The 10,851-nt window shown below is 40.4% G+C and carries 8 protein-coding genes and 1 pseudogene; 6 read left to right on the top strand and 3 right to left on the bottom strand.

What is annotated here, in order from left to right; translation table 11 throughout:
- Nucleotides 1–473 precede the first annotated feature (473 nt).
- Complete coding sequence (locus P20652_RS02070) at nucleotides 474–959, top strand: hypothetical protein (RefSeq protein ID WP_033018043.1); 486 nt, start codon at nucleotides 474–476, stop codon at nucleotides 957–959.
- A gap of 306 nt (nucleotides 960–1,265) precedes the next feature.
- Here the strand turns inward: P20652_RS02070 and P20652_RS02075 are convergent, their stop codons facing one another.
- Nucleotides 1,266–2,471 (bottom strand): anhydro-N-acetylmuramic acid kinase, encoded by a 1,206-nt coding sequence (locus P20652_RS02075; protein WP_008172087.1) that lies wholly within the window; start codon nucleotides 2,469–2,471, stop codon nucleotides 1,266–1,268.
- A 149-nt stretch (nucleotides 2,472–2,620) separates the two neighbouring features.
- On the opposite strand from P20652_RS02075, the gene P20652_RS02080 reads away from it, so the two are divergent.
- The 4 genes from P20652_RS02080 to P20652_RS02095 all read left to right on the top strand — a co-directional run bounded on the left by P20652_RS02080 (nucleotide 2,621) and on the right by P20652_RS02095 (nucleotide 6,839).
- Nucleotides 2,621–3,121, top strand: coding sequence for a GNAT family N-acetyltransferase (locus tag P20652_RS02080; protein ID WP_008172085.1), 501 nt, complete (start codon nucleotides 2,621–2,623; stop codon nucleotides 3,119–3,121).
- 181 nt (nucleotides 3,122–3,302) lie between these two features.
- The gene (locus P20652_RS02085; RefSeq protein ID WP_008172083.1) at nucleotides 3,303–4,331 is read left to right on the top strand and encodes an NADP-dependent oxidoreductase; all 1,029 of its coding nucleotides are present in this window, start codon (nucleotides 3,303–3,305) and stop codon (nucleotides 4,329–4,331) included.
- Between the two features lie 50 nt (nucleotides 4,332–4,381).
- Nucleotides 4,382–4,999 carry a glutathione S-transferase family protein gene (locus tag P20652_RS02090; protein WP_008172081.1) on the top strand — a complete coding sequence of 206 codons (618 nt, stop codon included), beginning with the start codon at nucleotides 4,382–4,384 and terminating at the stop codon, nucleotides 4,997–4,999.
- A 220-nt stretch (nucleotides 5,000–5,219) separates the two neighbouring features.
- Nucleotides 5,220–6,839, top strand: coding sequence for a methyl-accepting chemotaxis protein (locus P20652_RS02095; protein ID WP_008172079.1), 1,620 nt, complete (start codon nucleotides 5,220–5,222; stop codon nucleotides 6,837–6,839).
- Nucleotides 6,840–6,964: 125 nt separating this feature from the next.
- Here the strand turns inward: P20652_RS02095 and P20652_RS02100 are convergent, their stop codons facing one another.
- Together P20652_RS02100 and P20652_RS02105 are read right to left on the bottom strand one after the other, a co-directional pair.
- Complete coding sequence (locus P20652_RS02100) at nucleotides 6,965–7,273, bottom strand: YkgJ family cysteine cluster protein (protein WP_008172076.1); 309 nt, start codon at nucleotides 7,271–7,273, stop codon at nucleotides 6,965–6,967.
- 45 nt (nucleotides 7,274–7,318) lie between these two features.
- Nucleotides 7,319–9,247 (bottom strand): ATP-dependent DNA helicase RecQ, encoded by a 1,929-nt coding sequence (locus P20652_RS02105; RefSeq protein WP_008172075.1) that lies wholly within the window; start codon nucleotides 9,245–9,247, stop codon nucleotides 7,319–7,321.
- Between the two features lie 275 nt (nucleotides 9,248–9,522).
- On the opposite strand from P20652_RS02105, the pseudogene P20652_RS02110 reads away from it, so the two are divergent.
- Nucleotides 9,523–10,826: pseudogene (locus P20652_RS02110) on the top strand (NAD(P)/FAD-dependent oxidoreductase).
- Nucleotides 10,827–10,851 lie beyond the last annotated feature (25 nt).

The following is a 10,851-nucleotide window of genomic DNA, read 5'->3' as shown; positions in this document are numbered from 1 at the left end:
GTTTTCTAAAATATTTGAGTTAAGTTAAATAGATCAATATGCGCGTGCAGCTCATTTTCATGAATATATGCGCAAAAAGCAGTTTAACCAATCAATTAACTACTATATTTAGCCAATCTCAATAACTGGTTTTCGCTCATAACCGCCTTAGAAAATTTGCATTGCGACATTTATCTTGGCCGCTAATACCGCTCTATTAATATGAGGTACAACAATAAACCGCTATCCAAACAGTAATAAACCAAAAAGATAAAGTATGGAATTTTAGTTGGGAATCTCTGTTTAATTAGTTTATGCCTAACAACAAAATTCTGTCCCCTATGAAAAGAAATCTATGAGAAAGAACAAAAAGATCCTCTTTGATCAAACTACTCAATAATTGTACTAATTAATGCAATTAGTCATAAATCTGTAACTTTGATCCGCGATAATCTCTATCCGATAAATAAATAGACTCAAGAAGATTAAGTAAGATGAGTACACCCTTAGTGCAACTAACATTTGCACTGCAATCATTTGATGATTCTATGTCTGCGGCGATGAGCCACGCTATGGAATATGAAAAGCTATCGCTAAAAGCCAATGCTGCGCATAACATTACGCTGCAGTGTGTGTTGCCTGATGGCGCAAATGAGAGCGATGTTATTTCACTAAGTGCAACGCAGCCCAGTGCGCGTGGGGCGCAGTATTTTACTGAAAAAACGCTGAGCAATGCAGACCTTGAATCTGGTACTGTAAACCTAACTTTAAGTAACATTACACAAAGCCAGTGTTTTGTAGTGCAAATGATGCTGCACGGAAAAAATACAACCTTAAAAGAAAGCCAGCAACTCGATGTGTACATTAAAGCGTTTGAGCAAGGCTATATTCCTGAGCAAATAAAAACTGAACATACCAAGTCACAGGGCGTTCGTAGCTACTTTGCAAGTATGGGTTCTTCGTTTTTATCGCTATTTTAGTGCTGGCTGCCTTAAATTACTCGACACTACTTATTAGTTATTAGGGCGTGTTGAACTTTGGTGGGTGAATTTACAGCAGTATGTTTGGTTTTTAGGCAAGGCAGAGCCTATGTAGTGTGGTTACTCCCCATAAATAGGCGATAACGCAGCATAAATACCAAACATGCACTGCCCTTTGGGTTCTTTCTAGGGACGATTAACCCTTTGTTGCTCGGTTTTTACTTAGCCCACTAGGTTACAAACCTCGCGCTGCGATTTAATCGCCCCTAGATTGAACAAATTTCAATCCACAAAGACCAACACGCCCTAGTCTGCAAAACTCACTTTACCCATAGTCACTCCCGCAATACCTTGTGCAGTATTACTTAGGTGTTGCTGCTCTCCGGCTAGGCATTCGTTTGCTAAAATAGCAAATAACACAGCCTCTTTTGCGTCGGGACTTATACCTAAATCGTCGGTATTTTTAAAAGCCTTAATACGTGGGCAAAGCGCTGTAAGTTGCGCCATTAGTAACGGGTTATGAATACCGCCACCACTTGCATACACCACACAATTTTGTACGCGCTCTGCACACTCGTTTAATGCATTTGCTATAACGGTTGCAGTAAAGGTATTTAAGGTGGCCATTACATCTTCATGGCTTAAATGGTGAGTATTTGTAAGCTGCTGTGCGACGTTTAAATACGCTAAGTTAAATACCTCTGGCCCTGTGGTTTTAGGCATTGGGAGTTTAAAAAATGCGTTATTACATAATGCATTTAGTAATGGTGTATTTACCTTGCCTGCTTTTGCTATTGTTGCGCCATCGTCATAATGCATATCTTTAAAATGTTGCTGTACGTAGGCATCCATAATGGTATTACCGGGGCCAATGTCGGAGCTAAACACACCGTTTGCATCACCATTTTTGGGTAAAAACGTTAAGTTAGCTATCCCGCCCATATTTAGCAAAACCCGACTCTCAACAGCGCTCGAAAAATACAAATAATCGCCATACACAGCAAGCGGTGCGCCCTCGCCTCCTGCGGCTATGTGTTTTTGCCTAAAATCACCAATGGTAGTAATACCCGTAGTAACGGCTATCTGGTCACTGTCGCCAATTTGTAAGGTGCCATTAGTAAAGCTTTTGTGGTTATGCTGCGACTGCGGGCAGTGGTAAATGGTTTGCCCGTGGCTTGCTATTACATCAATACTTGCTGGGTTTACCTGCCAAGTATGTAAGCACTGATTAACCATATCGCCATGGAGTTTACCTATCCACGGGTGCAATAAAGTAACAAGCTCTAAATCGCATTCTCGCTTAGCAAATACCTGCTTTATTTTAGTTTTATAATCGTCGTTGTAATCAACGGTGGTAAAATTTAAAACCTCAATGCGTGTATTTAAGCCTGCGCCCGTTACTTTACACATTGCAACATCAAGCCCATCCAACGAGGTGCCGCTCATTAAACCAATAATTAAACGGCTTGATTTTTGGGCGCTGTTATAAAGCGCTTTAATGTGAGGGTGCATAATGGCATCTAAAATAGGTGTAATATTTTGCTTATATTAGAGGACTTTAAAACAAAGTAATAGCCGTAAACCGTTTAATTTAGGTTCTGATTGTTTAACTCTTAAATGATTGTTAAGTTAGTGTGCATACTAAAAATTTATGAAAAAATATGATCACCCTAAGAGAGTTTAAAGCCCAAGACGCGCCTTTTATTATTAACACCCTAAATGATGAACAGGTAACGCGTTATTTATCGTCAAAAATTCCGTTTCCGTATACGCAAGCCGATGCTGATTGGTGGATAAACCAAGGCTCAAAAAACGGCGTAATTGATGCAACAGCTAAGGCCATTGAGGTTAATGGGCAATTTGCCGGCTGTATTGGCATAACTCCCGGCGAATTTGAATACAGCCACAGTGGCGAAATTGGTTATTGGCTAAATAAAGCCTATTGGGGGCAAGGTATTATTACTCGCGCTATTGAACTTATCTGCGAAGAAGCGTTTGCGCAATCCAACATAAACAGAATTTTTGGCGCTGTGTTTGCTGGTAATACCGGCTCTATGAAAGCACTTACTAAAAGTGGTTTTGAGCAAGAGGCTGTGCTTAAACAGGCCATTTATAAAAACGGGGTGTTTTACAATAGCCATATTTTTAGCAAGCTAAAATAAACCATTTAGAATAAATACTCTGCAAAGCTTGAATTATCAACCACCCGCCCAAAACTCCTTTATTAAGGTACGCATTGTACATATCCATACTGCTTAGCCGCGCATTATTGTTTAGCTGAACACGATTTTTAAAGCGTAAACATTCGGTAAGTAGTTTATTTATATTTATAGGAGATCTTTTATGTCTACGACTAGTCGCCAACTTACTCTTGAATCACGCCCTAATGGCGCTCCAACAGATGAAAACTTTAAATTAAAAACGGTAGAGCTTCCTGCATTAAAAGACGGCGAAGTTTTACTACGTACTATTTACCTATCACTAGACCCGTATATGCGTGGTCGTATGAGCGATGCTAAGTCGTACGCTGATCCAGTTAATATTGGCGATGTAATGGTTGGCGCAACTGTGTGCCAAGTAGAAGAGTCTAAAAACGATAAGTTTAGTAAAGGCGAATGGGTACTTGCCTACACAGGTTGGCAAGACTACGCCATTACCGACGGCGAAGGCTTAATGCAGTTAGGTAAAGAGCCTGCAAACCCTTCATACGCATTAGGTATTATGGGTATGCCTGGCTTTACTGCTTACATGGGTTTACTTGATATTGGCCAGCCTAAAGAAGGCGAAACTGTAGTTGTTGCAGCAGCAACAGGCCCAGTAGGTGCAACGGTTGGTCAAATAGCTAAAATTAAAGGCTGTAAAGTAGTGGGTGTTGCTGGTGGTAGCGAAAAATGTGCACACGCCGTTGAAAAACTAGGGTTTGATGCTTGTATTGATCACAAAGCTGATGACTTTGCAGAGCAGTTAGAAAAAGCCTGTGATAAAGGCATTGATGTTTACTACGAAAATGTGGGCGGTAAAGTATTCGACGCCGTACTACCATTACTAAATACCGCAGCGCGCGTACCATTGTGTGGTTTAGTATCGCAATATAACGCAACTAGCTTGCCAGAAGGCCCTGACCGTTTAGGTATGCTAATGGGTCAATTGCTCACTAAGCGTATTAAAATGCAAGGCTTTATCATTTTTGATGACTACGGCGACCGTTACGACGAGTTTGCACAAGATATGCAAAAATGGCTACAAGACGGAAAAATTCAATACCGTGAGCACATGGTAGAAGGCATCGAAAATACAGTCGGCGCGTTCAACGATATGATATGCGGTAAAAACTTTGGTAAAACTGTGGTTAAAATTAATAACCCACTTTAATTTTAAACGGCTTGTAAGGCCAAGTCCTTACAAGCCAAAAAAGGACTGACATGATCAAACTACATCATTTAAATAAATCACGTTCTAAACGTATAATTTGGCTTTTAGAAGAGCTAAATGTTGATTACGAAATTGTGGCCTATCAGCGCAATAAAGATACATTTTTAGCGCCTGATGAGCTAAAGCAAGTTCACCAACTCGGTAAGTCGCCTGTTATTGAAGACGATGGCTTAATTGTGACTGAGTCAGGTGCAATCACCGACTACTTAATTACTAAATATGCCAACGGTAAATTTGCGCCAAAAGCAGGCACAGCAGAATACGTTGACTATCAGCAATGGCTGCACTTTGCAGAAAGCTCTGCAATTTTACCGCTTTTACTCAAAATGTTTGTACTTAAAGACGGTGCTAAAACACAGTTTTTAGAAGGTTATGCCGACGCTGAAACAGCTAAAGTAATTAGTTACTTTAACGACCGCCTTGAAGGTAAACGTTATTTAGTGGGCGATACCCTAACGGGTGCTGACTTTATGATGTCGTTTATTGTTGAAATTGTTAAAAACTCTGGTCAATTAGCACACTTTAAAAACCTAGTGAAGTACGATGAACAACTACAAAGCCATGAAAAATTTCATACCGCTAATGAACTAGAAGCTAAATACGACTAGCCACTTTAAGTAAAATAACCAAGATATACACAAGAGGCTTCAGGCCTCTTTTTTATTTTTATAACTTCCTTATGAATTTTATATACATATATTTTACAAGAAAGCCTTATTATTATCCTAAAAATCGCTTCCATAGTGCATAATGTGTTAATTCTTATAAAATTTTCTTAATTGTACTGGTTAGCTCTAAAGCTAGTACTTCTTATACTTGGAACAAACCATGACAATTAACATGCGCTTAGCTACCGGTTTTGGTGTGATTTTATCGATGATGCTTATTTTAACCATTATTGGTGTTTCACGCGTTAGCCTCATTAATTCCAATATTACCCAAATGAGTGACGTTAACTCAGTAAAGCAGCGTTACGCTATTAACTTTAGAGGCAGCGTACACGACAGAGCAATTGCCGTTCGTGATGTTGTACTAATGACAGAGCAAAGTGACTTAAACCAAGTTTACAATACTATACAAGAACTTGACGATTTTTATCAAACATCAAGCCGCGCTATGAGTGAACTAACAGCGAATATGTCGAGTGAAGAACGCTCACTAATAAATAAAATAAATCAAATAGAGCAACGTACTCAACCTTTGATACAAACCATAATAAATGCTAAGAAAGCGGATAATTTAAATCAAGCCTCTAGTGTTTTATTAACCGAGGCTCGCCCTGCATTTACACAGTGGCTTAATGTAATAAATCTTTATATAAATCTACAAGAACAAGCAAATCAAACCACCACTATCGATACTCGCGATATTGCCAGCTCATTTAAAACTTGGATGATTGCGCTTACCGCACTTGCCATTTTAATAGGTGCAAGCGTTGCTTATGTTATTAGCCAACTTATCAGAAACTCAGTGGGTGGCGAACCACAAGAAGCCGCTGAAGCAATAGCACTTATCGCGCAAGGCGATTTAACAGGCAATGTACACTCATGTTGCCCAAATAGTATGATGGCTTCGGTAGAAGTGATGCAAGCGAAGCTAAAAGAAATAGTAAACAGTATTATTAACTCCTCTGATGAATTATCAACATCCTCAGCAAGTGTAGCCTCTGGCTCACAACAAGCACTTACTTCTGCAGACGCGCAAGTTACTTATACAAACTCAGCCGTAAATAACTTAGAAGAAATGAGCCACAGTATAAATGCTGTTGCAGGCTCTGTTAAACAAACAGAAGATAACTCAAAAATAACCGCGCAATTATCGCAACAAGGTAGTATTGCAGTGCAAAAAGTAGCGGCCGAAATTGAGCAAATTTCAGTAACCGTAAAAGCCACAGTGACCCAAGTAAATGTGCTACAAGAACACGTAAAACACATTGGCGATATTTTAAGTGTGATCCGCAGTATTTCTGATCAAACAAACTTGCTTGCACTAAATGCAGCAATAGAAGCCGCAAGAGCAGGCGAAACAGGCCGAGGTTTTGCTGTTGTTGCTGACGAGGTAAGACAACTTGCCCAGCGTACTGGTGATGCAACCGGCGATATTGAAAAGATGATTTTGCAAGTGCAAGAAAACACGCAAGCATCGGTTACCGCAATGGAAACTACCGTACCTCAGGTAGAAAATGGCCTAACGCTTACGCACGAAGCAAACGAGTTACTGCATCAAATACAGCAACAAGCAAATGACTCATTAAGCAATGTGCTTGAAATTGTTGAAGCAACATCAAACCAAGTAGCCACCGTGGCGCAAATTAGTACAGGTGTAGAAGAAATTGCCAGTATGTCCAAAGAAACCAGCATGTCGCTTAACAGTAACGCACAAGAAGCAGTAGCATTAGCTGAACTATCAAGCACGCTTAAAAAGTATATTAGCTACTTTAAAGTTTAAGTGTTTAACCTGAACTCTGGTTAAGGGATTTGCAGTAATTAACAAAGGGGCTTTAAGCCCCTTTGTTGTAGGTAGTAATAAGTTGTATGCAGGTATAATCTAGTTAACTAACCTTAATGGTATAACTATATACCCGCTAAATCACGCTCGGTAATACACTCACTCGACGCCATTTCAAACTCGCGACATACTAATGGACGATTTTCGTAAATAGAGCACATAAGCGTATTACGATCGAGCGCTTCACACCAACCGTCGTCAGCGCGTTTCATCACTTCGCTCCCCCATTTATCGTATTCTATATAGTTAAAAGGCACGCCGGTGTCGGTTACTATGCGCACTTCTAATTGGCAACAACAGGCTTGGCAGTTAGCACACGTAACAGGCTCTACGGTAGTAGAAATATTTTCAACGGGAATAACAATATGAGGCATAGTGGCTTACTTTTTTGAATAAGCCACTAGGATACAGTAACTAATTTAACGCGCTAGTAGTTTTGCTTTAATATCGCTGTAACGCATCTGCTCGCACAGTGCAAAACCACTCAATTGGCGCACTTTATTACGCGCAAATAACGGCACACTCATCCCCGCTAAAAAGCGGCATTGGGTTTCAATACCCACATTGTGATTACCTTTGTCTGCCATATGCGCTAAAAACTCATCTACCTTTTGATAAATAAGTTGCTCCTCAACATATGCAGGCTCTATAGAGTGTTCAAGCTTAACCGCATGACCTCTACACACACTACAATGCCCACATTGCTGTGGCGCATTTTGATCGTCAAAATAGCGCGCTAAGTTATAGCTTAAACAACTTTGTAACTCAAAAAAGCGTACCAGTGCAGCAATACGTTTAATTTCGGCTTGTTCTTTATCGGTAAAGTAGTCGTGAAGTTGCTGGGCAAGTTCAGGGTTATTTATAACCTCTCCATGCACTTTGTATACTTGGGTAATACGTTTGGTTTCGAGCGTTATTAGGTTTTTTTCGGCTAGGTAATCAAGAGCAGCCACTACGCGTTTTCGATCAACCTGCGCGGCTTGTGTAAGGGAATCAAAGTTTAGCGTGCCCCATATTTTTTTAAAATCGGTATGGCAAAATATTTGTGTTAAAAATGCTTGGCGTTGCTCATCAAAATGACCAAGTAGCTCGTTTTTATCAACCAAAAATTTATATTTAAAATCGGCGTAGTAAGCATATTGCGGCGTTATAGCGCCTTGCATTTCCAGCTGTACGAGTAAGGTTTTAAGAGCCAATTGGCGTATATTACTTTCACTTGAAAGACTGTATTCTTGCATTTCCCATTGCTGGTGGCTTTGGCGAATATCGTTAATTACGTATTCAATACCGCTAAGCTCAGGGGTGTCGCCATATACAAAGTTTTCAACTGTATTTAGGCCATCTAAATTGGCAAGCGTGTAGCAGTTTGATGGGTTGCCATCGCGCCCTGCTCGGCCAATTTCTTGGCTGTAGTTTTCAATCGATTTTGGTAAATCGTAGTGTATAACAAAGCGAATATCCGATTTATCAACGCCCATACCAAAAGCAATGGTTGCCACTACTACGTTAATTTTACCGCCCATAAAGTCATCTTGAATTTGCCAGCGTAGCGTATCTTCAAGCCCCGCATGATACGCCACCGCGTGCACACCTTGTGCACTTAGCACATTAGCGACTTGCTCAGCACTTTGCTGTAGCGTTACATACACAATACCGGGGCCATTTTGCGCGCGCACAATGTTGGTAAGCTCTGTGTTTTTATCGGCGGTTTTAACGCTCAACACACTTAAATCTAAATTAGCGCGGTAAAAACCCGTTTGCACAATGCACTCGGGCGCAATAGCAAAGCGCTCTGCCATATCGCGTTTTACTTTTTTAGTAGCCGTTGCCGTAAGCAGCAATACTAGAGGAATATTAAGCTCTTCGCGGTAACGCGGTAGTTTAAGGTAGTCAGGTCTAAAGTTATGGCCCCATTCTGATATACAGTGCGCTTCGTCTACCACTAACATAGAAAGCTTAACTTGGCTTATAAACTCTCTAAAACGCTCGTTTTTAAAGCGCTCAACAGACACCATTAAAACTTTAATTTTATCGTTTCGCACATCATTCATTACGGTGCTGCTTTGCATTTGATCTTGGCTCGAATCAAGGCTGGCCGCGTAAATACCTTTGCTATTTAAAAAGCTAATTTGATCTTTCATCAATGCAAGCAAAGGCGAAACCACTAACGTTAAATTTGGTAAATGCAACGCAGTTAATTGATAGCACAACGATTTACCCGAGCCAGTTGGAAATATAGCCAACGACGATTGACCATTTAAAAGCTGCTCTATAGTTTGTTGTTGCCCTGTTCTAAATTGGCTAAAACCAAAGTGCTGCTCAAGTGATTGAATTAGTGGCGTGGTCATAAATGTCCTTTTGATGGCTAAACAATAGTCATGCTTATAAAAATGCAGTGTAGATGAAATATTTGCAACTCGGTGCAGATGAAATATTTGCAACTCAGTATACAACAAATAACATTATTTATTGCTGACATCGGTTTTATTTAGGCGCAAACTAGGCACCCATTAAATGAGTAGTAACTACTTGTTGCCAAAATAATTTATTGATACCCAAGTCACCTTAAAAAACTAATAAAAAATACAGATCACTTGGGTATATTATTTTTAAGGGCAACGTTATGAGTATTACAATACCTAAAATCGTCGTTATTGGCGGTGGTGCTGGCGGATTAGAACTTGCAACCCAACTGGGGCATAAGCTAGGGAAAAAAAACAAGCAGATATACTGTTAATAGACAAAAACCGTACCCACATATGGAAGCCGTTACTGCACGAAGTAGCGACAGGCTCTATTGACCCTGATTTAGATGGCGTTGTGTATTCAGCCCATGCCGCAAAACATCATTATCGTTTTCAACTTGGCACCTTTTGCAATATAGACCAAAGCAATAAAACAATTACCCTCTCCCCATTAAACGACGAGTTAGGCCACACTATTTTACCTGGCCGTACAGTACGTTACGATCACCTTGTTATTGCCATTGGTAGTGTAAGTAACGACTTTAATACCCCAGGCATAAAAGAGCATTGCTACTTTTTAGATTCAAGCCAACAAGCAGAGCGCTTTCAGCACTCATTATTAGATAGCTTTACGCGCCTTCATCAAGACGACAACCAACAGCAATCACTTAATATTGCCATAGTAGGCGGCGGTGCTACCGGTGTTGAACTCTCAGCTGAGCTTTACCATGTGTCTGAGCTATTAAAGCTTTATGGCTTAACAAATATGTCGTCGAAGCGTTTGCATATTCATTTAATAGAAGCCGGCCCGCGTATTTTACCTGCGTTACCAGAGCGTATTGCCGTAAGTGCTAAACGTGAGCTATTAAAGCTTGGCGTAAATGTGCGCGAGCAAACGCAAGTAAAAGAAGGCACCGCACAAGGCTTTATCACCAAAGATGAAGAGCACATTAATGCCGATATAATGGTGTGGGCGGCAGGCGTAAAAGCGCCTGATTTTATTAAAGACTTAGGTGTTTTTGAGCTTACTCGCAGCAATCAAATTCAAGTAAACGAGTTTTTACAAAGCACCGTAGACGAAAGCATTTTTGTATTAGGCGATTGCTGCGCATTTACCCAAGCCGACGGCAAGCAAGTACCACCACGCGCACAATCGGCGCATCAAATGGCGCAATGCGTCGAAAAAAATCTCATCGCAACATTAAAGCAGCAACCACTACGCGGCTTTAAATACAGCGACCATGGATCGCTTGTTAACTTATCAAGCTACAGCACCGTGGGTAACTTAATGGGCAACCTAACCAGCAATACCTTTTTTATTGAAGGTAAAATTGCCCGCTTTATGTATATATCTTTATACCGTATGCACCAACGCGCCATACACGGCAGCGCAAAAACCTTTGCATTATGGATAAGCGAAAAAGTGTTGCGTGTAGTGCGTCCTAAAATGAAATTGCATTAATAAATTAAGTACGCTCACAAAACCA

The organism is Pseudoalteromonas sp. BSi20652 (assembly GCF_000239855.1).
Lineage (GTDB): Bacteria > Pseudomonadota > Gammaproteobacteria > Enterobacterales > Alteromonadaceae > Pseudoalteromonas.
This window is presented reverse-complemented; position numbering and strand designations above follow the sequence as displayed.